The sequence below is a fragment of the Streptomyces sp. NPDC088923 genome (genome assembly GCF_044749745.1).
Classification (GTDB): domain Bacteria; phylum Actinomycetota; class Actinomycetes; order Streptomycetales; family Streptomycetaceae; genus Streptomyces.
This window is the reverse complement of sequence record NZ_JBIVIO010000003.1, coordinates 360,646-382,710: the sequence shown is the minus strand read 5'-3', so window position 1 is coordinate 382,710 and position 22,065 is coordinate 360,646. Positions and strand designations below refer to the sequence as shown.

Sequence of the window (22,065 nt, the reverse complement as noted above, 5' to 3'; positions counted from 1 at the left end):
ACGTCCGAGCAGGACGAGCGGGACGCGATCCGGCGCGGCACCCGGGCGATCGCTACGCTGTCCGCATGACCGGTTCCGCACCCCAGGGACGCCCGCGCAGTGAGACCGCCCGTCTCGCGGTGCTCCATGCCGTCGACGACCTGCTCGTCGAGATCGGCTACGCCGCCATGACCATGAAGGGCATCGCGGAGCGGGCGGGGGTCGGCCGCATGACGGTCTACCGCTGGTGGCCGACGAAGGCGCACCTCCTCGTCGAGGCGTGCGCGGCGGACATCCCCAAGGAGCTGACGGTCCCCGACGTGGCCGATCCGGTGCGGCAGCTCACCGGCTTCCTCACCGCGCTCACGGCCTTCCTGACCGGCTCGGACGCGGGCGCGGCCTACCGCGCCCTGCTCGGCGAGGCACAGCACGACCCGGAGGTGGGCAAGCTCGTGGCGGGCGCCGATCTGCTCGGCGGACCGGCCCGCGAGGTGCTCGCCCGGGTACGCGGGAAGCTCGACGCGGTGCCCGAGGACCCTTTCGCGACGGCCGAGTTGTGCGGGCCCGTGGTGCTCCTCGTCATGTCGGGCTCCCCCGCGCCGGACCCGGCGGCCCTGCGCGCGCACGCGGTCCGGCTCGCGAAGTCCTGGGCGTGAGCCCGGTACGGCGCGCGAGGTTCGAGCCCGCCCGTACGGGCGCGGGCCCGGCGCGCCGGGCTGTGGACGGCGGGCGCTCAGGCGTAGATGCCCGGCCTCGGTGCGAGCCGCACCGGCACTCGCCCGCCCGAGTGGAGCGAGGCGATGCCCGCCTCGGCGACGACGCTCGCGACGTACCCGTCCCACACGCTCGGCCCGCCGGTGGGCCCGCCCGCGCGGACCGCGGCGACCCAGTCCCGTACCTCCGTGTCGTACGCCTGCACGAAACGCGTGAGGTAGTCCTGGGCGATCTCCTGGCCCGCGCCGGCCGCGGAGTGCACGATCATCGCGTGGTCCTCGCCGATGCGCGCGCCTCCGCCCTCGCACACCGCCTCGCAGCGCACCTGGTAGCCGAAGCCGGAGTTGACGTAGATCTCCACGTCGACGAGGACGCCGCCGCTCGTCTCCATGACGACGAACTGCGGGTCCGTGAGCCCCTGCGGGGCGTGCGCCGTGGAGCGGGGGCGCAGCACGGTGACGGCGTCGATCTCCTCGCCGAGCAGCCAGCGCGCCGCGTCGATCTCGTGCGAGACCGAACTGCCGATGAGCATCTCGGAGGTGAAGTGCGGCGGCGAGGAGACGTTGCGGTGGGTGCAGTGCAGCATGAGGGGGCGGCCGAGTTTGCCGCTGTCGAGCAGGTCCTTGAGGGCCTGGTACTCGCGGTCGTAGCGGCGCATGAAGCCGACCCGCGCGAGCCGGGCGCCGCTCGCGGCCTCCGCCTCGGCGAGCCGCAGCGCGCCGCGCGCGTCGGGGGCGAGGGGCTTCTCGCACAGGACGGGCAGGCCGCGCGCGAAGCAGCCGAGGAGTGCCGCCTCGTGCGCCTCGGCTGGCGAGGCGATGAGCACCGCCTCGACCCCGGGCGCGTCGAGCGCGGCCAGCGCGTCGGTGTGCACGGTGCAGTCCGGCAGTCCTGCCGCCGCCGCCCTCGCCCGGTCCGGGTCCGGGTCGGCGACGGCCGCGACGCGCGCACCGCTCACCACCCGGTCGAGACGTCGTACGTGGTCGGCGCCCATGTGCCCGGCGCCGAGCACCGCGACTCCCAGTGCCTCGCCCATCCCTGGCCTCCTGACTGACCCTCGCGTGTCTGCCCGGCGGCCAGCGTAGATCACCACGGGCGGCGCGCGGTGGCCGCCCGCCCGCGGAGGCGCCCCGGGCGCGGGGGCAAAGCGGGGACGGGGGCACGCGCCCGTGCGAGCGCGCCTCCCGTCCGGATGCCGGGCGCCCTTTCTGTGCCGTCGCGGGCTGGAGGAGGATGGGAGGCTGTTCGATCGAGCTTCTTCCTTGGAAGGACAACAGCGCTCTTGAGGCAGAACCCTCCGCCCTCCGCGGTGCGGAAGCCGCCGCTCGACCACGCCTACGTCGGTGAGCATCCGCTGCGCACGCTGGGCTACCTGCTGCGCCCCGACCGGCGCCGGCTGACGCTCGCCGTGCTCGTCTTCGCCGTCAAGCACATACCCGTCTGGCTGCTGCCGCTGGTGACGGCCCGCATCATCGACATCGTCGTGGACCACAAGCCGGTCTCCGCGCTGTGGTGGAACACGGCGGCCGTCCTCGTCGTCCTCCTTCTCAACTACCCGCTGCACATGTACTTCTCGAAGCTGTCGAGCCTCGCGATCCGGCGCACCGGGACGGAACTGCGCGGCGCGCTGTGCCACCGGATGCAGCACCTGTCGATCGGCTACCACTCCCGGGTGAGCGCCGAGGTGCTCCAGACGAAGGTGGTGCGCGATGTGGACGCGCTGGAGACGATGCTCCAGCAGACCGCGCAGAACGGCCTCGGCGCCGTCATGACCCTGCTCGGCGGGCTCGCGGTCATCGGTTTCCAGGCACCGATCGCGCTCCCGCTCTTCATCGTCGTGGTGCCGCTCGCCGCGCTGCTCGTACGGAGCCTGCGCGGCCGCATCCGCGCGGACAACGAGGCCTTCCGGGTGGAGGTGGAACAACTCTCGGCGAGGGTCGGGGAGATGACCACGCTGATACCCATCACGAGGGCCCACGCCCTGGAGCGCACCGCGCTGCGCCGCGTGGACTCCTCGCTCCAGCGGGTCCTGACGGCCGGTTTCCGGCTCGACATGCTGGGCGGCCGCTTCGGCTCGCTGTCGTGGATTCTGCTCAACGTGATGGCGGTGGCCTTCCTGTCGGGCTCCGCGCTCGTCGCGTACTACGGCCTCTTCGGCATCTCCCCCGGTGACGTCGTCATGATCAGCACCTTCTTCACAGGTCTGACTGCCTCGTTGACCGCGCTGCTCAACCTCATGCCGATCGTCTCGCGCGGCCTGGAGTCGGTGCGTTCGGTCGGCGAGGTGCTCCAGGCGCCCGACCTGGAGGTGAACGAGGGCAAGACGGAAGCGGGCGAGGTGACCGGGACCTTCACCTTCGACGAGGTGGGCTTCCGCTACCCGGACGCGGCCGAGCACTCGGTGCGCGATTTCAGCCTGTCGGTGCGGGCCGGTGAGACGGTCGCCCTCGTGGGCGGCTCGGGCGCGGGCAAGTCGACCGTGCTCAACCTCGTCATCGGCTTCATCCGGCCGACCGCGGGCCGCATCCTCCTCGACGGCGAGGACATCGCGGGCCTCGACCTGCGCACGTACCGGAGGTTCCTGTCGGTCGTGCCGCAGGAGTCGATCCTCTTCGAGGGCTCGATCCGCGAGAACGTCTCGTACGGGATGGACGGCGAGGTGCCGGACGAGAAGATCCGCGAGGCGCTGGCCGCGGCGAACGCGCTGGAGTTCGTCGACCGGATGCCGCAGGGTGTCGAGACGGTCGTCGGGGCCAGGGGCGCGCGGCTGTCGGGCGGTCAGAAGCAGCGGCTCGCGATCGCCCGCGCCCTCGTGCGCGACCCGAGGGTCCTCGTCCTGGACGAGGCCACGTCGGCGCTCGACAACCAGTCGGAGGCGCTCGTGCAGGAGGCGCTGGAACGCCTCATGCGGGGGCGGACGGTGTTCGTCGTCGCGCACCGGCTCTCCACGATCCAGGACGCGGACCGCATCGTGGTGATGGACCGCGGGCGGCTCGTGGAGGTGGGCACGCACGAGGAACTGCTCGCCGGTAGGGGTCCGTACGCGACGACGCTCCAGCCGCGCGCGTACAGCCGCTGAGGGCGTCCGCCCGGGACCCCCGTGCGGGCCGGGGCCGGTCGCGTGCGGCCGTACGGGTCCGCTCCCGTCGCCCGGCCGGAGGTTTTCCGGCGGGCGACGGGCGCTCCGGCCCGTGGCGGGGAAGGTGCCCGCCGGGAGCCGGGCGCAGGGCCGGGCCCGTAGCGGCCGGTGCGCGGCGCGGACGAGGAGCGGCATGACCGAGGAGCAGGCCCCGGCAGGGGTGCGGGTACCCGACACCCGTCTCGCGCGCGAGGCGACGGCGCTCGTGCGCGAGGCGACGGACGACCTGATCTACGACCACTCGCGGCGCGTCTACTTCTTCGGCGCGCTCCTGGGGCGGCGCAGGGGGCTGAGCTTCGATCCCGAACTGCTGTACGTGGGAGCGATGTTCCACGACCTGGGGCTGCTCCCCCGCCACCGTGGGAGCGGGCGCCGCTTCGAGGTGGACGGCGCCGAGGAGGCGCGCGCCTTCCTGCGCGCCCACGGCGTCCCCGGGGACAGCGTGCGCCGCGTGTGGACGGCGATCGCGCTGCACACGACGCCCGGCGTCCCGGAGTTCATGGAGCCCGAGGTGGCGCTCGTGACGGCGGGGGTCGAGTACGACGTCCTCGGCATCGGGTACGGGGACCTGACGGGCGAACAGCGCACGGAGGTCGTCGGCCTCCACCCGCGCCCCGGCTTCAAGCGCCGCATCCTGGCGGCCTTCACGGAGGGCATCGCGCCGAAGCCGGGGACGACGTTCGGGAACGTGAAGGCGGATGTCCTGGAACACTTCGTGCCGGGTTTCGAACGCGGCGATTTCGTGACGACGATCGAGGACTCGGAGTGGCCCGAGTGAGGCGGCAGGCGGACCAAGAGGGCGGTGAGTGGTCCGAGCGGGGCGGTAATCGGGGCGCGCGGACTCCCTCGGTGGTCCTACTGTCTCCGCCATGACCACCTTCACGAACCGCCCCGGCACCGCGCTCCTCGTCATCGACATGCAGAACGGCGTGGTGGCGGGCGCCCATCGCCGCGACGAGGTGGTGGCGACGCTCGCGGGCCTGGTCGCGCGGGCGCGCGGCGAGGGGGTGCCGGTGGTGTGGGTGCGGCACCAGGACGCCGCGCTCGTGCCGGGGACCCGAGCGTGGCAGCTCGTGCCCGAACTCGTTCCGCTGCCCGGCGAGTCGGTGCTCGACAAGGAGTACGCGGACGCCTTCGAGGCGACGGAGCTGGAGCCCCTTCTCGCGGGGGCGGGCGTCGGCCGGATCGTGGTCGCGGGTGCCGCGACCGACGTGTGCGTCCGCTCGACGCTCCACAGCGGTTTCGCGCGCGGCTACGACACGGTCCTCGTCTCGGACGCGCACACGACGGAGGACACCGGAGCCGAGGGTGTCCCCGGACCGGCGGCGATCATCGCGCACACGAATCTCTACTGGTCCCAGCAGGTGGCCCCGGGGCGGGTCGGGGGGACGGCCGAGGCGGCGGAAGTGGTCCTCACGGCCGGGTGACGCGTTGCGTGCGCGGGCGGGCGCGGCCAACACTGCCCGGATGTATTCGGACAGCGACGTGGCCGCGCTCTACGACCTGCTCAACCCCTGGGACCCCGGGCTGAACGCCTGCGACCGCTTCTACTACCCGCTCGTCATGGGCGCGGACGCGGTGCTCGACGTCGGGTGCGGCACGGGGGCCATGCTGACGCTCGCGCGGGAGCGGGGGCACCGGGGGCGGCTCGTCGGGCTCGACCCGGACCGGGCGGCCCTGGAGCGGGCTCGGCGGCGGGGCGATGTCGAGTGGGTCGAGGGGCGGGCGGCCGACGCGGCCCCGGGCGCGGGGTTCGCTCTCGCGACCATGACGGGGCACGCCTTCCAGACCCTGCTGACCGACGACGAGGTGCGGGACTCCCTCGCGGCGATCCGCGGCGCGCTGCGCCCCGGCGGTCTGTTCGCCTTCGAGACGCGGCACCCCGCCGCGCGTGCCTGGGAACGGTGGACGCCGGCGAACCCGGACGACGTGACGGAGCTGGTGGACGGCGCGGGGCGGGCGCTGCGGTACTGGCACGGTGTCGACTCCGTCGCCGGGGACGTGGTCACGATCCGGGGGACGCTCGCCGACGCGGAGGGGAGGGTGCTCCGTGTCCTCGGCGAGAGCCTGCGCTTCCTGGGTGCCGCTCGGCTCGACGGCTTCCTCGCGGGGGCGGGTTTCGTGGTCGAGGAGCGGTACGGGGACTGGGACCGGACGGCGGTGGGCGGCACGGGGCCGGAGATCATCACGGTCGCGCGGCGGCCGTGAGCGGGCGCAGGGCGTAGAAGGCCGCGCCCGCGAGGAGGTTCAGGCTCGCGCCCGTGAGGAGCGCCGCCGTCAGGGAGTGGGCCGCCAGGGTGCCCGCGAGGGCGGCCCCGACCGCGCGGGCCGTGATCTTCAGGCTCGCGCCGGTCGTGAAGACCTGACCGCGCAGGCGGGCCGGGGCGTCGCGGTGGCGGATCGCGAGGAGCGCGGTGAGCTGCGGACCCTCGCCCGCGCCGGTGAGCAGGACGGCGGCGAGAAGGGCCCACGGCGAGGGGACGGTGGCGAGGAGGTGCGCGGCGGCGAGGACGACGACGCTCGCGCCGAGCACCGCGTCCGGGGGCAGCGCGGTGGGCCGGCGTGCGAGGACGGCGCCCGCCGCGAGCGCCGACGCTGCGCTCAGCGCGAGGAGGGAGGTGCCATGGGCGGCGCCGCCCAGCAGCCGGGCACCGAGCAGCGGCATACAGGTCACGAAGACGCCGTCCCCCGCGCAGGAGACGGTGCTCACGACGGTGGCGCGGGCAAGGGGCCGGGTGGCGCGGAGGGCGGACACGCCGTCCCGGAGCTGGGCGAGCGGGCGGGACGAGGGGCGGGGCGTGGTGAGCGCGGGGAGCCGGAGCGCCGCCGGGGCCGCGAGGAGCACCAGCGTCACGGCCGCCGCGACGGAGACGGGCGCTCCGGCGAGGCTCGCGCACAGTCCGGCGAGGGCGGGGCCCAGGAGCGAGGCGACGGTGAAGCCGAGGGCGTCGAGGGCGGCGGCGCGCGGGAGCGCGGCGGGCGCGACGAGTGCGGGGACCTGGGAGGTCCAGCCGCCGGAGAGGGCCGGGCCGAGCAGCCCGGTGAGGAAGGCGATCGCGAGGAGGAGGGGGTACGGGGCGCGCCCGAGTCCCAGGAGGAGGAGCGCGAGCCCGGCGGCGTAACCGGCGAGCGCCGCGGCGAGTACGAGGCCGGGGCGCCGCGCCCGGTCGAGCAGCACCCCGAGTACGGGCCCGCCGAGCGCCGCGCTCAGCAGGAGAGCCCCGAACAGGCCGCTCGCGCGGGCCGGACCCCCTGTGACGCCGAGCGCGAGCAGCAGCAGCGCCGGGCCCGCCATGTCGTCCCCCGTCCGGGCGAGAGCGGCGGCGAGGAGGTGGCGGGCGAGCGGGGACGGGCGCGGGAGCATGGCGGGGAGCGTAGAGACGTAACGCTGACATCTGCCAGTAGCGTTACACCCGTACGGCGAGAGGGGTACGGCATGGAGCGGGCCGAGAGGCTGCGGCAGGTCCGGGCGGCGGGGCTGGAGCGGGCGGAGTGGCGGGGAAGGCTCGCGGGCGACCGGGTCGCGGCGCGGACGGTGGCGGTGGTCAACACGCTGCACGGGGGCGCAGCGGGGCCCGCCGAGGTCGCCGCCGTGCTCCTGGAGTACGGGGAGCGGCCCCCGGTACGGCTCACGGAGGCCGATGTCGCGGCGCTGCGGGTGGCCGCCGAGGAGGTGCGGGGCGTGCTGGTCGCGCCGGACACGGAGGCGGCCGTGGCGCGGCTCAACGCGCTGCTGGCACGGTGCGCGGGCCCCCTGCGGCTCACCTCGCACGGCGGCGAGGCGCCGTGGCACCCGCACATCGACTCCAGCGACGACGCACCGTGGGACGAGTGGTTCCGCGCCACCTCCGCGATCGCGCTGCTCTCGGTGGTGTGGGAGCGGCAGGGGCCGCCCGGAGCCGTCTGTGCGGCGCGGGGTTGCGCGCGCGTCCTGATCCCGTACGGGGCGGGACCGCGGCGGCGCCACTGCTCGCGGCGGTGCGCGACGCGGGAGCGTGTGGCGGCGCACCGGGCGCGTACCACCCGGGGCGCCTCACCCTCAGCTTGAGGGTTCGAGTTCCCCCGCCCGGCCCGCCGGGCCCTCCACCGGGCCGCCCCCCAGCTCCCGCGTGGCGCGGTCGAGCGCGGCCGTGAGGCGGCCGAGGCGCTCGCGCAGGTCCTCGACCTCGTCGAGGCCGAGTCCGGTCGCCGCGGCGATGGCGCGCGGGACGCGCAGGGCGGAGGTGCGCAGCTCCGCGCCCTCGGGGGTGAGGCGGACGGCGACGGAGCGCTCGTCGCTCGCGAGGCGTTCGCGCCGGACGAGCCCCGCCGCCTCCAAACGCTTGAGCAGCGGCGAGAGCGTTCCCGAGTCGAGGCGCACGAGCGCGCCGATGCGCTTGACGGGCAGTTCACCGTGCTCCCACAGCACGAGCATCACGAGGTACTGCGGGTAGGTGAGTCCGAGGTCCTTGAGCACGAGCCGGTACACACCATTGAAGGCACGCGAGGCCGCGTTGAGGGAGAAGCAGATCTGGCGGTCGAGGCGCAGGAGGTCCTCCCCGGGCGCTGTCGTGTCTGTCATGACTCCAGCCTAGCGCCACACCCCTTTTTCGGTTGTGCACAACTTAATTGTGTGCTCTACTTCTCGCACGGCAATACACCACACGACCAGCACACCTCACGACAGCGAAGAGGGATGGACTCCATGGACGCGATCTACACGGCGGTGGCCACGGCGAACGGGCGCGAGGGCCGCGCGGTCAGCTCGGACGGTCAGCTCGACCTCGGTCTCGCGATGCCGCCCGCGCTGGGCGGCGACGGCAAGGGCACCAACCCCGAGCAGCTCTTCGCCGCCGGTTACGCGGCCTGCTTCGCGAGCGCCCTCGGCCTCGTCTCGAAGCAGGCGGGCGCCGACACCGGCGACGCCTCCGTCACCGCCGAGGTCGGCATCGGCAAGGACGGCGCGAGCTTCGGCCTCAAGGTGACCCTGCGCGTCGAGCTGCCCGACACGATCGACGCCGAGACGGGCCGCCGGCTCGTCGAGCAGGCGCACCAGGTGTGCCCGTACTCCAAGGCCACGCGCGGCAACATCGACGTGGACCTCGTCGTCGAGTGACCCGCCGTACGGGCGCGTCCTCGCCCCGTACCGACCGTGCTCCCGGGCCCGGCACGCACCCGCGTGCCGGGCCCGGAGTGTTGCGGCGGGCCCCGCCGCGCGCGCGTCCCACCAGGTGGGAACCTTGGTCCGTCCCCGCCACCCTCCGGCCGCGCCCTGCGCGGCCCGCGCCCCTTCGTGGAGCACCCGCTGAGCACCGTCCCCGCCGAGATCCTGTCCGTCGCCGTCCTGCTCGGCGTGCTCTTCTTCGCGGTCGCGCGCCCGCGCGGGCTGCCCGAGGCGGTCGCGGCCGTGCCGGGGGCCGTGCTGCTCGTCGCGGTCGGCGCGGTGTCCTGGCACGCGGCCTGGGAGCAGGTGCGCACGCTGCTCCCGGTCGTCGGTTTCCTCGCCCTGGTCCTGATGCTCGCCCAGCTCTGCGCGGCGGACGGGCTCTTCCACGTGGCCGGGGCCTGGGTGGCGCGCTGGTGCGGGGGCAGCGCACAGCGGATGCTCGGCGGCGTCTTCGCGGTCGCGGCCGTCGTGACGGCGGCACTGAGCCTCGACGCGACGGTCGTCCTGCTCACGCCCGTGGTCTTCGCGACCGCCGCGCACGCCGGGGCCCGCCCGCGCCCGCAGGTGTACGCGACCGCACACCTGGCGAACGCGGCCTCGCTCCTGCTGCCCGTCTCGAACCTCACCAACCTGCTCGCCTTCTCGGCGAGCGGCCTGAGCTTCCTCGGCTTCGCGGGACTCATGGCGGTGCCCTGGCTCGTCGCGATCCTCCTGGAGTACGGGGTCTTCCGGGCGTACTTCCGCGAGGACCTCGCCGCGGGGGTCACCGCCGGGGAGCGGCCGCCCACCCCGCGCACCCCCCGCTTCACCCTGGTCGTGGTCGGGCTCACGCTCGCCGGTTTCTTCCTCACTTCGCTCGCGGGCCTCGAACCGGCCTGGGCCGCGCTCGGCGGGGTCGCCGTACTCGGCGGGCGCGCGCTCACCCGGGGCCGTACGACGCCGCGCCGTCTCGTCGCCTCGGCCGCGCCGCTCTTCTGCCTCTTCGTCCTCGCCCTCGGGGTGGTCGTACAGGCGGTGGTGGGCAACGGGCTGGAGCACGGGCTCGGGCACCTCGTGCCCGCCGGGGACTCCTTCGGCGCACTGCTCGCCGTCGCGGGCCTCGCCGCGCTGCTCGCCAACGTGATCAACAACCTCCCCGCCGTGCTCGCGCTGCTGCCGATCGTGGCCCCGGGCGGGGCCGGGCCCGTCCTCGCCGCGCTCATCGGCGTCAACCTCGGGCCCAACCTGACGTACGCGGGCTCGCTCGCCACCCTGCTGTGGCGCCGCGTCCTGCACGAGCACGGGGAACGCGCCTCGCTCGGCGCCTTCACGCGGCTCGGCCTCCTCACCGTGCCGCTCACGCTCACCGGGGCGACGGCGGCGCTGTGGGCGGGGCTGCGGCTGGGGCTCGGCTGAGCGCCGACCGGCGATCAGTCCGCGACACACCTCATATAAAAACCGGATAAACGTAATCAAATGACTGTGCCCGCTTAATCTGCCGCCGTGAACAGGCAGCACACGAGGACGTACAGAAGACGGACCCGGCTCGGGCTCCCGGCCGCCGCACTCGGCCTCGCCGCGGCGACCGTCGCGGCCGCCTGGCCCCCGGCACAGGCGACATCCCCGCCCACCGCACCCGCGCACGTGGCCGCGCGCGGGGCGCACGCGGAACTCGCGCGTCTCACGCTCACACCGGTCGCCCCGCTCGGCATCGGCCGCTTCCACGGCACGTACGGCGTCGCGGACTCGCGCCGCGCGAACGGCTCCGGGACCGGCGACTTCACCGACCCGGACGGGGTGCTCCCGTACCTGACCCTGACCGGCCCGAAGGCCGTCCGCACCACCGGTACGAGCGCGCGGGCGCTGGTGCCGGGCGCGACCCTGAGGGTCGGCGGGACCGAGTGGGCCACGGTCCGCCCCAGGTCCGGCACGCCCGGCACGTACGCGGAGTGCGCCCCGCCTCCCGCCGCTTCCTCCGCGCGGGCGTACGCGCGGACCGACGCGCACGAGGTGGAGGTCCTCGGGCACCCCGTCCCGCGCGGCACCACGACGCTGCACGTCTCGGGCGCCGAGTTGCAGCGCTCTTCGACGGTCGGCGCCGTCACGCTCACGGTGACCTACGCGGCGTACGAGCAACCGCGGGGCGGGGCCCGGAGCGGAGCGTACGCGGCGCGTGCGGGGCTGCGTCTGCACGTGTCGGGCACGATCAGGAGCACCCGGGGCGACCTCGCCCACCAGGGCGACATCCTGGACCTGCGCCTCGGGGAGGTCGCGGCCGACTGCGCCCCTGCGACGTCGCCCTCACCGGCGCAGGCACCGGCCGAGAGCGCCCCGCCAGGGGCGGCCACCACCGGCTCGGCCTCCCCCACCCCGTCACCCACGCCGTCCCCGAGCGCGAGCGCGAGCCCGTCCCCCGCTCCGGCCGTCCCGCCCGCACCGGGCGCGCCCGGGATGCTCGGCCCCGGGGCCGGTACGTTGCCGGGCGGGCCCGGGATGCTCGCGGGAACCGGGCGCCCCGCCGCGATGTGGCTGATCGGCCTCTCGGCGACGCTGCTCCTCGCGGGCACGGGACTCGTCCTGCGGGCCCGCCGCGACATCCGCTCCTGAGAGCCCCCGACGCGCCGGAGCCCCGCACCGAGGTGGTACGGGGCTCCGGCGGAACGGCTGCCGCGCGGGACCCGCGGCCTCAGCCCTGGCGGGCCTTCTGGCGGGGGTCCTTGCGGTTGAGGACGTAGACACGGCCGCGCCGGCGGACCACCTGGGAACCAGGACGGTTCTTGAGGGCGCGGAGCGAGTTGCGTACCTTCACGGCGCCACCTTTCGCTACGGGGCGGGGCTTCGGAGACACCCAGCCGACGATGTGCATGACAACCACGCCGGGGTCCGGCGCATTCCCCGCCCGTCGGCCCCGTACCGCACCTCACCTCACCTTTCGCCGCCGGTCCGGCACCCCTCACGCCCTCGCCTGTCCGGCGCCCTTCTCGCGGTGCCCGGCGACCACGTCCGCCACCGCGACGAGCAGCGCGGCGATGACGAAACCGACCGAGACGATGAGGCCGTGGTCGTAGGCGTTCGACCAGCCGTCGTCCGCGAGGCGGCCGAAGAAGACGGAACCCACGGCCGCGATGCCGATCGCCGAGCCGACGCGCTGCCCCGTCTGGAGGGCGCCGCCCGCGCTGCCCGCCCTGCGCACCGGTACCTCCGAAAGAGTGAGGGTCTGGTTCGGCGAGATGACAAGACCGCTGCCGAGCCCGGCGAAGAGCAGCGGGGCGATGAGGGCCCAGCCGATGCCCTTGCCGGTCACCTGGTGGACCGCGAAGGCCGTGCCCGCGAGGCCGATCGCCACCATGAGCAGGCCCCCGACGACGAGCGGGCGCCCGAGCCGGTCGACGAGCCTGCCGCCGATCCCGGCCGAGAGCCCGGAGCCGAGCGCGAAGGGCGTGAGCGTGAGCCCCGCCTGGAGCGCCGTGTAGTGCAGCCCGCTCTGGAGGTAGAGCGTGCTCACGAAGAAGATCGACGTGAACCCGGCGAAGTAGAGCAGGCCGAGCGAGGAACCGAGCGAGTACGAGCGCACCCGGTAGAGCGCGAGATCGAGCAGCGGTTCGGCGCCGGAGCGGGTGCAGCGGCGCTCCCACCACGCGAAAGCGGCGAGCAGCGCGGCGGCGACGACGAGCAGCAGGTACTTCTCGTCGCCCGGCCACTGCCGGGACTGCACGAAGGGCAGCAGCAGCGCGACGACCCCGGCCCCGAGCAGCAGCACGCCCAGCGGATCGAGTTCGCGCAGCCGCACGCCGCGGGCGCCCGGCGTGTCCGGGAGCAGGCGGTGGGCGAGGACGAGGCAGAGCACGCCGATCGGGAGGTTCACGTAGAAGACCCAGCGCCAGCCCTCGTCGGCGCCCGCCGCCTGGATGAGCAGGCCGCCGAGCAGGGGCCCGACCGCCGTCGAGATGCCGACGACCGAGCCGAAGGCACCGAACGCCTTGCCCCGCTCCCGGCCCCGGAACATCTGCTGGATGAGCGCCGTGATCTGCGGCGAGACGAGCCCGCCCGCGACACCCTGGACGAGGCGTGAGATGACGAGCCACAGGCTCGACTGCGCGGCCCCGCAGGCGGCGGAGGCGAGCGTGAACAGGACGAGCCCGGCCATGAAGACGCGCCGCCTGCCGCGCGCGTCGCCGAGCCGGCCCGAGGGGACGAGGAAGAGGCCGAAGGCGAGCGCGTACCCGGACAGGACCCACTGGAGGTCGGACTCCGGCGTGTCGAGACCGGTGCGGATCGAGGGCAGCGCGACGTTCACGATCGACACGTCGAGGAGGGTCATGAACCCGGCGACCAGACAGACGGCGAGCGCCTTCCACCGGTTCGGGTCCGGGGTGTACGGCTCCTCCGGGGCCGGGGAAGCCGGTTCCTGCTGGGCCACGTGGACTCCTCTGTGCGTCGGACGGGTGGGGTTCCGTGCGTGGGGGCGGCCGCCGGTCGCGTGGCGGCCTGGCTGCGCGTACCCCGATTCTGGGCCGGTGCGCGCTCTCCCGCCCGCCGGTGGGCGCGCTCCTCGCCCGGTTCGGGACGGGCGCGTGGTGTGCTGGCCGGGCACGGGGCCGCGGGAGGTCCCGCCAAGCGGGTGCGTACTCACCCACCTCGGGACCCAGGGAGCGGAGGACCATGTGAAGGAGCCGCGGAGCGGAAACACCCGCGTCGTCACCCGGCGCGCGGCGCGCGTCCGGGTGTGGCCGCTGCTCGCGCTGAGCCTCGCGTCCGGCGCGGTCGACGCGCTCGCCGTGGTGGCGCTGGGCGGCGCCTTCGCGGGGGTCATGACGGGGAACCTGGTCTTCCTCGGCGCGGCCCTCGGCGGCGCGGGACTGCCGGAGGGTGTCGCCGCCCCGGCGGCCGCCGTCGGCGGGTACGTGCTCGGGACGGTGTGCGCGGCGCCCGTACTGCGGGCCCGGTGGGGCGGCCCGCTGCGGGTGCTCGCCGCCGAGACGGTGGTGCTCGCGGTGGTCGCGGGGGTGTGGGCGGTGGGACGGCCCACGGGGGACGAGCCGTACGCGCTGCTCGCGACGCTCGCCGCGGCGATGGGCGGGCAGGCGTCCGCCGTCCTCGCGCTCGGCCCCGCGGGCGCCCCGACGACGTTCTTCACGAGCACCCTCACGACACTCGTGCTCGACCTCGTACGCGGAGGTGGTGTGCGGCGCGCCGCCGCGCCCCTGGCCCGGCTGTGCGCCCTCGTCCTCGGCGCCGCGCTCGCCGCGCTCCTGCTCCGCACGGCGCGGGTGTGGGCCGCGGCCCTCCCCGCGGCCGTCCTCGCCGCGACGGTGACGGCTCTCGCGCTCGCACGGGCCCGGCGGCCCGGACGCGGACAGGCATCGCCGGGGGACTGACCGGCACCTCCCTTCGCGCCCGTTTTGCGCGTGCGTACGGGTGGCCGCAGCCTGGAGACATGACCCCACGCACCTCCGGCGACACCACGGACACGTATCCCGTACCCGCGCACACCTCGGGCCCGGACGGCACCGTCGTCCGCTACGGCGACGAGGGTGCGGGGCGGGTCCTGAGCGTGTACCTCGATCCGCGCTGCCCGTACTGCAAGCGCATGGAGAACGGGCTCGGCATGGTCATCCAGGAAGCGGCCGACGCGGGCCGCTTCCGCGTCGAGTACCACTTCGCGACCTTCATCGACGACGGGGCGGGAGGCAGCGGCTCGCTGCACGCGCTCGCCGCGCTCGGCGCCGCGCTCGACGAGGGCCCCGAACGGTTCGTGCTCTTCCTGCGGCTCCTCTACGCCGAGCAGCCGCCCGAGGAGGACGACCGCTTCGCCGACGACGACCTGCTCGTCCGGCTCGCGGCCGAGGTGCCGGGGCTCGGCGAGGACGGCTTCGCCGACAAGGTGCGGGCGGGGACGTACCGGCCGTGGGCGCGGTCCGTGTCCCAGGCCTTCGTGGACAGTTCGGTGCACGCGACGCCCACCGTGCTGCTCGACGGCGATCCGGTCGCGGTGCTCGGGCCCGGCGGCTACCCGGTCACGCCGGAGTCCTTCCTCGCGCAGGTGTCCTGAGCGCCCGCGGGATCTCCCCCGGCCCCGCGGGCGCTCGGCGCAGGTGTCCTCGGCCGTGCGGCGGGTAGGCGGCCCGGCACGGCCGGACGCGCCCTCCCGCCGAGTGGCCGGGTGGCGCGGGGCCGACGAAGATTGACGGACAGGGACGCGCGGCTCCCCGCGCCGCGCCGACACCGAGGAGGCCGCAGATGGCAGGCGAGAAGAAGCCGGAGGATCTGCCCCGCGTCGTCACCCCCGACGACGAACTGCACACGGGTGCGGACCAGGAGGTCACGCCCGAGGAACTCGTCCAGGCCACCGGTCGCGACGTGACACCCGAGAACCTGGAATGGGCGCGCAAGAAGCTCGCCGAGGAGGGCCGCGAGGCCATCGAGCGGCTGCTGCCCTGAGCCGGGCGGATACGGGCGAAGGGGCGGCTCCCGGAACGGGAGCCGCCCCTTCGCCCGTATCCGGGCGCGGTCAGCCGCCCGGCGTCGGCCAGGACTGGGCCGCCGCCCAGTCCGCGTAGGAGGTCCAGGGGATCTCGGGGAACGCCGTACGCAGCGCGGGGATGTCGACCTGGTAGCCGACCTCGGCGAGGTACGTGTACATGGCTCCCATGTCGGGGCTCGCGCTCGCCACGGCCTCCAGCGGGATCTGCCGGTAGTCGACCTGCCCGCCCGCCGCGCGGCCGATGTCGCGGGCCATCTCGGCGGGGGTCGGGTCGTCGCCCGCGACTTCGATGCGCTGCCCGCGCCAGCGCACGGGGTCGTCGAGCACGGAGGCGACGAGCCGGCCGAGGTCGGTGCGAGCGACCTGCTGGAGGCGGGTGTCGGGCGGCAGCGGCATCGTGATCTCGCCGTCGGCGACCTCCTGGAGCTCACCGAAGACGTTGTCGTAGAAGTACGTGGGCGCGACGACCGCGGCCGGGAGCCCGGAGGCGGCGAGGATCTTCTCGGTGTGCGCCTTGGTCTCGAAGTGCGGGATGCCGGTGTCGCGGTCGGCGCTCGCGACGGAGGCCATGACGAGGAAGGGCAGCGCGGAGCGGGCGGCGGCGTCGACGATCGCGACACCCTGCGCCTTCTCGGCTTCGAGGCCGTCCTCGAAGGGGGTCGTGACGGCGAAGGCGGCGGCCGCGCCGTCGAAGGCGGCGGCGAGCGAGCCGGTGTCGCGCAGGTCGGCGGCGACCACCTCGACTCCGGAGGCCGCGAGCGCGCGCGCCCTGGCCTCCCCCGGGTCGCGTACGACGGCGCGCACGGGCCGCCCCGCCTCGCGCAGAGCGGTGACCACGGCCCCGCCCTGCCCTCCGGTCGCCCCGAGTACGGCGATCTTCATCGCGCCACCTTCCTGCCGCTCCACACCACCGGAAACCCCCGCCGAGCCGCACCCCGTCCCACCCGAGCCCGCACGCACCCCCACCTTCGCCCCCGAGCACCCGCCGGGGCGAGAGGAACGCGCCGAACGGGCGAGCGCTGAGCCGCCCCGGCCGTACGTCGGGGACGCGCCCCGGCCGGTCCCGCTCCCCCGCGCGGACCGCGCACCGTGGGGGGCACCGCGCCGTCCCCTGTCGCCGCGAGCGGCCGCTCTGCCGGAGGCACACCACTCGCGCCCGGGCTCACGGGGCGGCAAGCTGAGCGGGACCCAGGCCGCGCCCGGCGGCGGGGGCGAGGGAGAGCGATGAGCGAGAAGTCGGCCGCGGCCGAGGTGCGCGACAGCCCCGAGGCGGACCGGTACGAGGCGACGATCGGCGGCGAGGTCGCCGGATTCGCCCAGTACATCCGTACGAAGGACCTCGTCGCCTTCGTGCACACCGTCGTCGAGCCCGCCTTCGAGGGCCGGGGCGTGGGCAGCGCGCTCGTGCGGACCTCGCTCGACGAGGCGCGCGCCGCCGGGGTCTCGGTGCTCGCGGTCTGCCCCTTCTACTCCGGCTGGATCGCCCGTCACCCCGAGTACCAGGACCTCCTGTACGCGGAGCGGAGCAAGGTCACCGACTGAGCCCGCGGGAAGCCACCGCGGCACGCGGCCGATGAGCTGAGCGATGCCGGACGCACGGCCGCGCGGCTGAGGGCCGGTCGGCCCGGTGGGCAGGGCCGGTCGGCCCCGCGTGCGGGGGCGGGTGAGGGGAACGGGGAGGGAGCGGGGTGCGGTGCGGTCATCGCCCCGGCGACCAGCGGTCATGGCCCGCGGGCCATGACCGACAGGTGTCATCAACCGCCGTGCTGAGAGGCTTGCGATGCAGGAATTCACGTACGAGACACCGGCCCCGGTGGCGCCCGAGCTTTCGGACGCGGAGCTGGACGCGCTGCTCGCGCACTGGCGGGCCGCCAACTACCTGGCGGTCGGGCAGGTCTACCTCATGGACAACCCGCTCCTGCGGGAGCCGCTGCGCCCGGAGCACATCAAGCCCCGTCTCCTCGGCCACTGGGGCACCGTCCCCGGCCTGAACCTCGTCTACACGCACGTCAACCGGCTGATCCGGCTGCGCCGGCAGCGGGCGGTGTGCATCTGGGGGCCCGGTCACGGCGGCCCCGGGGTGCTCGCCAACAGCTGGCTGGAGGGCTCGTACTCGGACATCTACCCGGACATCAGCCGCGACGAGCCGGGCATGAGGCGCCTGTTCAAGCAGTTCTCGTTCCCCGGCGGGGTGCCGAGCCACGTCTCGCCCGAGTTGCCCGGCTCGATCCACGAGGGCGGCGAGCTGGGGTACTCGCTGCTGCACGCGTACGGGGCGGCCTTCGACAACCCGGACCTGCTCGTGCCGTGCGTCGTCGGTGACGGCGAGTCGGAGACCGGGCCGCTCGCGGGCTCGTGGCACTCCAACAAGTTCCTCGACCCGGTGCACGACGGCGCGGTGCTGCCGATCCTGCACCTCAACGGCTACAAGATCGCCAATCCGACGATCCTCGCGCGGCTGCCCGAGACCGAGCTGCACGACCTCCTGCGCGGGTACGGGTACCGCCCGATCGAGGTCGCGGGCGACGAGCCCGCGCTCGTGCACCGGCAGATGGCGGGGGCGCTCGCGCAGGCGGTGGGCCGGATCGACGAGATCCAGGCCGAGGCGCGCAGGGGCCGCTCCACGGACCGCGCGCACTGGCCGATGATCATCCTGCGCACGCCGAAGGGCTGGACGGGCCCGGAGATCGTCGACGGGCTGCCGGTCGAGGGCACGTGGCGCGCGCACCAGGTCCCGCTCGCCGAGGTGCGGACCGAGCCCGAGCACCTGCGGCAGCTGGAGGAGTGGATGCGCTCCTACCGGCCCGAGGAGCTCTTCGACGAGCAGGGCAGGCCGCGCGCGCGGGTACTGGAGTGCGTCCCCGACGGGGATCTGCGGCTCGGCTCCAGTCCGCACGCCAACGGCGGCCGGCTCACCGTCTCCCTGCCCGCTCCCCCGCTGGAGGACTTCGCCGTCACGGTCGAACGGCCGGGTACGAGCACGCACGAGCCGACGCGGGTGCTCGGCCAGTACCTCGCGCGGATCATGGAGCTGACGGCGGACCGGCGGGACTTCCGCCTCATGGGGCCGGACGAGACGGCGTCGAACCGGCTGGGCGCCGTGTACGACGTGACGGCGAAGACGTGGCAGGAGGAGATCCTGCCGGTCGACGAGCACCTGACGCGCGACGGGCGCGTCATGGAGGTGCTCTCGGAGCACATGTGCCAGGGCTGGCTGGAGGGGTACACCCTGACCGGCAGGCACGGCATGTTCTCGACGTACGAGGCGTTCGCGCACATCATCGACTCGATGGCCAATCAGCACATCAAGTGGCTGGGCACCGCGCGGAAACTGCCCTGGCGGGCCCCAGTCCCGTCCCTCAACTACCTGCTCTCCTCGCACGTGTGGCGCCAGGACCACAACGGTTTCTCGCACCAGGACCCGGGCTTCATCGACCACGTGCTCAACAAGAGTCCCGAGGTCGTACGGGTCTACCTGCCGCCGGACGCCAACACCGCCCTCTCCACGGCGGAGCACGTCCTCCAGAGCCGCGAGTACGTCAACGTCGTGATGGCCGGCAAGCAGCCCTCGTTCGACTGGCTGACCCTCGACGAGGCGCGGGGGCACTGCGCGCGGGGCGCGGGGATCTGGGAGTGGGCGGGTACGGAGGAGGGGCGCCTGCCCGATGTCGTGCTCGCGTGTGCCGGGGACACCCCGACGCTGGAGATCCTGGCGGCCGCGCAGATCCTGCGGCAACGGCTCCCGGAGCTGGCGGTCAGGGTCGTGAACGTCGTGGACCTCGCGCGGTTGCTCCCGGCGAGCGAGCACCCGCACGGCATGCCGGACGCCGACTTCGACGGTCTCTTCACGAAGGACAAGCCGGTCATCTTCGCCTACCACGGCTATCCGTGGCTGATCCACCGGCTCGCCTACCGCCGTGCCGTGCACCCGCACCTGCACGTGCGCGGGTACAAGGAGCGCGGCACCACGACGACGCCCTTCGACATGGTCGTCCTCAACGACCTGGACCGCTACCGGCTCGTCATGGACGTCATCGACCGGGTACCGGGGCTCGCGCAGCGGCAGGCGGCGCTGCGCCAGGAGATGGCCGACACCCGCACGCGGCACCGGGCGTGGGTGCGGGAGCACGGCGAGGACCTGCCGGAGGTGGCGCAGTGGCACTGGGAGGGCTGAGCCCCTGGCCCCTCGGCGGGGGCGCGTGGTGAGCGCCGCCGCCGCCGGGCCGGCGCCCGGCATCGAGCTGTCCTCGGCGCGCGGGCGCTGGGTGCTCGCGTGCGCGGTGCTCGCCTCGGGGATGTCGATGCTCGACGGGACGGTCGTCAACGTCGCCCTGCCGCGCATCGGGAGCGACCTCGACGTGTCGCTCGCGACGCTCCAGTGGGTCGTCAACGCGTACATGCTGACGCTCTCGGCGCTCCTGCTGCTCGGCGGGGCGCTCGGCGACCGGCTCGGCAGGCGGCGCACGCTGGTCGCGGGGGTGGTGTGGTTCGCGCTCGCCTCGGCGCTGTGCGGCTTCGCGTGGGACGGCGGGCTGCTCATCGCGGCGCGGGCGCTCCAGGGGGTGGGCGGGGCACTGCTCACTCCGGGTTCGCTCGCGCTCGTGCGGGCCTCGTTCCGCGAGGAGGACCAGGCGAAGGCGGTGGGCGCGTGGTCGGGGCTCACCGGGGTCGCGGGGGCGGTGGGGCCCTTCCTCGGCGGGTGGCTCATCGACGGACCGGGCTGGCGGTGGATCTTCTTCATCAACCTGCCGCTCGGCGCGGTCGTCCTCGCGCTCGCGCTGCGGCACGTGCCCGAGAGCCGCGACCCGGCGGCGACGGGCCGTTTCGACTGGGCGGGCGCGGTGCTCGGCGCGGCCTTCCTCGCGGGGATCAGCTACGCGCTCATCACGGCGAAGGGCGCGAGTCCCGGCCGACTGCTTGTCCCGCTCGCGGTGGGGCTCGCGGCGGGTGCGGCGTTCCTCGTGGTGGAGCGGCGGGCGCGGGAGCCGATGCTGCCGCTCGGTCTCTTCTCCTCGCGCCTGTTCAGCGTCACGAACCTCATGACGCTGTGCCTGTACGCGGCGATCGGCGGCGTGCTGTTCCTGCTGCCCGTGCAGTTGCAGAACGGCCTGGGCTACGACGCGCTCGAAGCGGGCGTCGCGAGCCTGCCGATCACGCTGCTCATGCTGGTCCTCTCGGCACCCTCGGGTGATCTGGCGCGGCGGATCGGGCCCCGGGTGCCGTTGACGGTGGGGCCGCTGGTGGCGGCGTGCGGGGCGCTTTTGATGCTGCGGATCGCGCCGGGTGCCTCGTACTTCCCCGACGTGCTCCCGGCGGTCGCGGTGATGGGCCTCGGGATGAGTGTCTTCGTGGCGCCGCTCACGGCGACGGTGCTCGCCTCGGTGGACGCGGAGCGCGCCGGGCTCGCGAGCGGCGTGAACAACACGGCGGCGCGCATCGCGCAGCTTCTCGTCGTCGCGGCGCTGCCGCTCGCCGTCGGTCTCTCGGACAACGCGTACCGCCACGCGCCGCAGGTGAACGCGGCGTTCCACCGCGCGGCCTGGGGAATGGCCGGTCTGCTCGTTCTCGCGGCGGCCCTCGCCCTCTGCTTCGTACGACGCCCCGGCGAACCACCCCGCGACCAGGAGTCCGCCGAACCGCGCTGCCGTACGCACGCGGGCCTCACCGCTCCCCCGCTGGAGCCGGGGGACGGGAAGCGCGACTGAGGGGCCGGGGCGGCGGACGGGGCCCGGGAGCCCCGGGCCGTCTGAGAGCATCCTGATCATGGAATACCCCCAGGAGCAGGACCCGGGCGCCCCGGTGCGCGGCGGAGTGCCCGAGCACGGCCGGGTGCCGAAGTACTACGCGGTGAAGGCGCGGATCTCCGCCCTGCTCGATACGTGGGAGGGCGGCACGCCGCTGCCCACCGAGCGCGAACTCGCGGCGCGGTACGAGGTGGCGCGCGAGACGGTGCGGCAGGCGCTGCGTGAACTGCTGCTCGAAGGGCGGCTGCGGCGGCAGGGCCGTGGGACGGTGGTGGCGGGTCCGAAGCTGGAGCAGCCGTTGTCGCTGGCGAGTTACACGGAGGGGGTGCGCAGACAGGGGCGCAGGCCCGGGCGGTCCCTGATCGGGCTCGACCGGTTTCCGTGCCCGCCCGCGCTCGCGGCGGAGCTGGGACTCGCGCGGGGCGAGGCGGTGTGGCACCTGGAGCGGGTGCTCCTCGCGGACGACGAGCGGGTCGGCCTGGAGAGCACGTACGTGTCGGTGGGGCGGGTGCCCGGCCTCGACCGGGACTTCGACCCCGACTCGTCGTTCTACGCCTATCTGCGGGAACGGCTGGGCATCGTGTTCGGTGCCGCCGAGGAGCGGATCGAGACCGTGCTCGCCTCGCCGCGCGAGGCGCTGCTGATCGGGACACCGCCCGCGCTGCCGATGCTGCTGCTGCACCGCGTCTCCAAGGACGCCGAGGGGCGGCGCCTGGAGCGGGTGCGGACGCTGTACCGGGGGGACCGGTTCTCGTTCACGACCCGGCTGGGCGAGGCGGCGGAGTAGCGGCCGTACCGGGGGGAACCACCTCAGACTCCACCGCTTTAGTCACGAAAGGATAACGGGTCTGGTCCAGGATTGGCGGTCGGTTCATCCGCC

General features: G+C 74.6%; 22 protein-coding genes. 16 read left to right on the top strand and 6 right to left on the bottom strand.

Annotation, left to right across the window (positions count from 1 at the left end; all coding sequences use genetic code 11):
• The first annotated feature begins 65 nt into the window (after positions 1 to 65).
• Positions 66 to 635 carry a TetR/AcrR family transcriptional regulator gene (locus tag ACIP4O_RS17185; protein WP_401575278.1) on the top strand — a complete coding sequence of 190 codons (570 nt, stop codon included), beginning with the start codon at positions 66 to 68 and terminating at the stop codon, positions 633 to 635.
• 77 nt (positions 636 to 712) lie between these two features.
• Here the strand turns inward: ACIP4O_RS17185 and ACIP4O_RS17180 are convergent, their stop codons facing one another.
• Positions 713 to 1,729 carry a Gfo/Idh/MocA family protein gene (locus tag ACIP4O_RS17180; protein WP_401575277.1) on the bottom strand — a complete coding sequence of 339 codons (1,017 nt, stop codon included), beginning with the start codon at positions 1,727 to 1,729 and terminating at the stop codon, positions 713 to 715.
• Between the two features lie 246 nt (positions 1,730 to 1,975).
• Between ACIP4O_RS17180 and ACIP4O_RS17175 the strand changes: the two genes are divergently transcribed.
• The 4 genes from ACIP4O_RS17175 (at position 1,976) to ACIP4O_RS17160 (ending at position 6,040) form a co-directional block, all read left to right on the top strand.
• Entirely contained in the window at positions 1,976 to 3,772 is a 1,797-nt protein-coding gene (locus tag ACIP4O_RS17175; protein ID WP_401575276.1) for an ABC transporter ATP-binding protein, read from the top strand.
• A 193-nt stretch (positions 3,773 to 3,965) separates the two neighbouring features.
• The gene (locus ACIP4O_RS17170; protein ID WP_401575275.1) at positions 3,966 to 4,610 is read left to right on the top strand and encodes an HD domain-containing protein; all 645 of its coding nucleotides are present in this window, start codon (positions 3,966 to 3,968) and stop codon (positions 4,608 to 4,610) included.
• A gap of 91 nt (positions 4,611 to 4,701) precedes the next feature.
• Entirely contained in the window at positions 4,702 to 5,259 is a 558-nt protein-coding gene (locus ACIP4O_RS17165) for a cysteine hydrolase family protein (RefSeq protein ID WP_401575274.1), read from the top strand.
• A 40-nt stretch (positions 5,260 to 5,299) separates the two neighbouring features.
• The gene (locus tag ACIP4O_RS17160) at positions 5,300 to 6,040 is read left to right on the top strand and encodes a class I SAM-dependent methyltransferase (protein WP_401575273.1); all 741 of its coding nucleotides are present in this window, start codon (positions 5,300 to 5,302) and stop codon (positions 6,038 to 6,040) included.
• Here the strand turns inward: ACIP4O_RS17160 and ACIP4O_RS17155 are convergent.
• Positions 6,018 to 7,196, bottom strand: coding sequence for an MFS transporter (locus ACIP4O_RS17155; protein ID WP_401575272.1), 1,179 nt, complete (start codon positions 7,194 to 7,196; stop codon positions 6,018 to 6,020). The two genes, ACIP4O_RS17160 and ACIP4O_RS17155, sit on opposite strands and share 23 nt — an antisense overlap.
• Before the next feature lie 72 nt (positions 7,197 to 7,268).
• Here ACIP4O_RS17155 and ACIP4O_RS17150 point away from each other — a divergent pair, with 72 nt between their 5' ends.
• Positions 7,269 to 7,880, top strand: coding sequence for a CGNR zinc finger domain-containing protein (locus tag ACIP4O_RS17150; protein WP_401575271.1), 612 nt, complete (start codon positions 7,269 to 7,271; stop codon positions 7,878 to 7,880).
• On the opposite strand, the gene ACIP4O_RS17145 is transcribed toward ACIP4O_RS17150, so the two are convergent.
• On the bottom strand, positions 7,872 to 8,393 hold the full coding sequence (locus tag ACIP4O_RS17145; RefSeq protein WP_401575269.1) for a MarR family winged helix-turn-helix transcriptional regulator: 522 nt from the start codon (positions 8,391 to 8,393) through the stop codon (positions 7,872 to 7,874). The genes ACIP4O_RS17150 and ACIP4O_RS17145 overlap by 9 nt on opposite strands.
• A gap of 123 nt (positions 8,394 to 8,516) precedes the next feature.
• Here ACIP4O_RS17145 and ACIP4O_RS17140 point away from each other — a divergent pair, with 123 nt between their 5' ends.
• From ACIP4O_RS17140 to ACIP4O_RS17130, 3 genes are all read left to right on the top strand, one after another.
• Positions 8,517 to 8,927 (top strand): organic hydroperoxide resistance protein, encoded by a 411-nt coding sequence (locus ACIP4O_RS17140; protein ID WP_401575268.1) that lies wholly within the window; start codon positions 8,517 to 8,519, stop codon positions 8,925 to 8,927.
• A 177-nt stretch (positions 8,928 to 9,104) separates the two neighbouring features.
• Complete coding sequence (locus ACIP4O_RS17135; RefSeq protein WP_401575267.1) at positions 9,105 to 10,373, top strand: SLC13 family permease; 1,269 nt, start codon at positions 9,105 to 9,107, stop codon at positions 10,371 to 10,373.
• 87 nt (positions 10,374 to 10,460) lie between these two features.
• Positions 10,461 to 11,564 (top strand): hypothetical protein, encoded by a 1,104-nt coding sequence (locus tag ACIP4O_RS17130; RefSeq protein WP_401575266.1) that lies wholly within the window; start codon positions 10,461 to 10,463, stop codon positions 11,562 to 11,564.
• Between the two features lie 79 nt (positions 11,565 to 11,643).
• Here ACIP4O_RS17130 and ykgO read toward each other — a convergent pair whose 3' ends face one another.
• Positions 11,644 to 11,766 carry a type B 50S ribosomal protein L36 gene (gene ykgO, locus ACIP4O_RS17125; protein ID WP_010276268.1) on the bottom strand — a complete coding sequence of 41 codons (123 nt, stop codon included), beginning with the start codon at positions 11,764 to 11,766 and terminating at the stop codon, positions 11,644 to 11,646.
• 144 nt (positions 11,767 to 11,910) lie between these two features.
• Positions 11,911 to 13,377, bottom strand: a complete 1,467-nt coding sequence (locus tag ACIP4O_RS17120) for an MFS transporter (RefSeq protein ID WP_401575264.1) — start codon at positions 13,375 to 13,377, stop codon at positions 11,911 to 11,913.
• 244 nt (positions 13,378 to 13,621) lie between these two features.
• Between ACIP4O_RS17120 and ACIP4O_RS17115 the strand changes: the two genes are divergently transcribed.
• The 3 genes from ACIP4O_RS17115 to ACIP4O_RS17105 all read left to right on the top strand — a co-directional run bounded on the left by ACIP4O_RS17115 (position 13,622) and on the right by ACIP4O_RS17105 (position 15,398).
• Positions 13,622 to 14,335, top strand: coding sequence for a DUF1275 family protein (locus tag ACIP4O_RS17115; RefSeq protein WP_401575263.1), 714 nt, complete (start codon positions 13,622 to 13,624; stop codon positions 14,333 to 14,335).
• Between the two features lie 59 nt (positions 14,336 to 14,394).
• On the top strand, positions 14,395 to 15,009 hold the full coding sequence (locus ACIP4O_RS17110; protein WP_401575261.1) for a DsbA family protein: 615 nt from the start codon (positions 14,395 to 14,397) through the stop codon (positions 15,007 to 15,009).
• 188 nt (positions 15,010 to 15,197) lie between these two features.
• Positions 15,198 to 15,398 carry a hypothetical protein gene (locus ACIP4O_RS17105; protein ID WP_361324405.1) on the top strand — a complete coding sequence of 67 codons (201 nt, stop codon included), beginning with the start codon at positions 15,198 to 15,200 and terminating at the stop codon, positions 15,396 to 15,398.
• Positions 15,399 to 15,468: 70 nt separating this feature from the next.
• Here ACIP4O_RS17105 and ACIP4O_RS17100 read toward each other — a convergent pair whose 3' ends face one another.
• A complete protein-coding gene (locus tag ACIP4O_RS17100) occupies positions 15,469 to 16,323 on the bottom strand; it encodes an NmrA family NAD(P)-binding protein (protein ID WP_401575260.1) in 855 nt (284 codons plus the stop codon).
• Between the two features lie 342 nt (positions 16,324 to 16,665).
• Here ACIP4O_RS17100 and ACIP4O_RS17095 point away from each other — a divergent pair, with 342 nt between their 5' ends.
• From ACIP4O_RS17095 to ACIP4O_RS17080, 4 genes are all read left to right on the top strand, one after another.
• Positions 16,666 to 16,983: a GNAT family N-acetyltransferase gene (locus tag ACIP4O_RS17095; protein WP_401575259.1), complete on the top strand. Its 318-nt coding sequence runs from the start codon at positions 16,666 to 16,668 to the stop codon at positions 16,981 to 16,983.
• Between the two features lie 238 nt (positions 16,984 to 17,221).
• Positions 17,222 to 19,615 carry a phosphoketolase gene (locus ACIP4O_RS17090; protein WP_401575258.1) on the top strand — a complete coding sequence of 798 codons (2,394 nt, stop codon included), beginning with the start codon at positions 17,222 to 17,224 and terminating at the stop codon, positions 19,613 to 19,615.
• A gap of 28 nt (positions 19,616 to 19,643) precedes the next feature.
• Positions 19,644 to 21,146: an MFS transporter gene (locus ACIP4O_RS17085; RefSeq protein WP_401575257.1), complete on the top strand. Its 1,503-nt coding sequence runs from the start codon at positions 19,644 to 19,646 to the stop codon at positions 21,144 to 21,146.
• Positions 21,147 to 21,204: 58 nt separating this feature from the next.
• Entirely contained in the window at positions 21,205 to 21,972 is a 768-nt protein-coding gene (locus ACIP4O_RS17080) for a GntR family transcriptional regulator (RefSeq protein WP_401575256.1), read from the top strand.
• The last annotated feature ends 93 nt before the right edge of the window (positions 21,973 to 22,065 follow it).

Coding starts and splice junctions, on each gene's coding strand:
- ACIP4O_RS17170 (WP_401575275.1), top strand. CDS start 3,966: ATGACCGAGGAGCAGGCCCCGGCAGGGGTGCGGGTACCCGACACCCGT.
- ACIP4O_RS17165 (WP_401575274.1), top strand. CDS start 4,702: ATGACCACCTTCACGAACCGCCCCGGCACCGCGCTCCTCGTCATCGAC.
- ACIP4O_RS17095 (WP_401575259.1), top strand. CDS start 16,666: ATGAGCGAGAAGTCGGCCGCGGCCGAGGTGCGCGACAGCCCCGAGGCG.
- ACIP4O_RS17080 (WP_401575256.1), top strand. CDS start 21,205: ATGGAATACCCCCAGGAGCAGGACCCGGGCGCCCCGGTGCGCGGCGGA.
- ACIP4O_RS17090 (WP_401575258.1), top strand. CDS start 17,222: ATGCAGGAATTCACGTACGAGACACCGGCCCCGGTGGCGCCCGAGCTT.
- ACIP4O_RS17180 (WP_401575277.1), bottom strand. CDS start 1,729: ATGGGCGAGGCACTGGGAGTCGCGGTGCTCGGCGCCGGGCACATGGGC.
- ACIP4O_RS17150 (WP_401575271.1), top strand. CDS start 7,269: ATGGAGCGGGCCGAGAGGCTGCGGCAGGTCCGGGCGGCGGGGCTGGAG.
- ACIP4O_RS17160 (WP_401575273.1), top strand. CDS start 5,300: ATGTATTCGGACAGCGACGTGGCCGCGCTCTACGACCTGCTCAACCCC.
- ACIP4O_RS17105 (WP_361324405.1), top strand. CDS start 15,198: ATGGCAGGCGAGAAGAAGCCGGAGGATCTGCCCCGCGTCGTCACCCCC.
- ACIP4O_RS17100 (WP_401575260.1), bottom strand. CDS start 16,323: ATGAAGATCGCCGTACTCGGGGCGACCGGAGGGCAGGGCGGGGCCGTG.
- ACIP4O_RS17155 (WP_401575272.1), bottom strand. CDS start 7,196: ATGCTCCCGCGCCCGTCCCCGCTCGCCCGCCACCTCCTCGCCGCCGCT.
- ACIP4O_RS17140 (WP_401575268.1), top strand. CDS start 8,517: ATGGACGCGATCTACACGGCGGTGGCCACGGCGAACGGGCGCGAGGGC.
- ACIP4O_RS17185 (WP_401575278.1), top strand. CDS start 66: ATGACCGGTTCCGCACCCCAGGGACGCCCGCGCAGTGAGACCGCCCGT.
- ACIP4O_RS17110 (WP_401575261.1), top strand. CDS start 14,395: ATGACCCCACGCACCTCCGGCGACACCACGGACACGTATCCCGTACCC.
- ACIP4O_RS17145 (WP_401575269.1), bottom strand. CDS start 8,393: ATGACAGACACGACAGCGCCCGGGGAGGACCTCCTGCGCCTCGACCGC.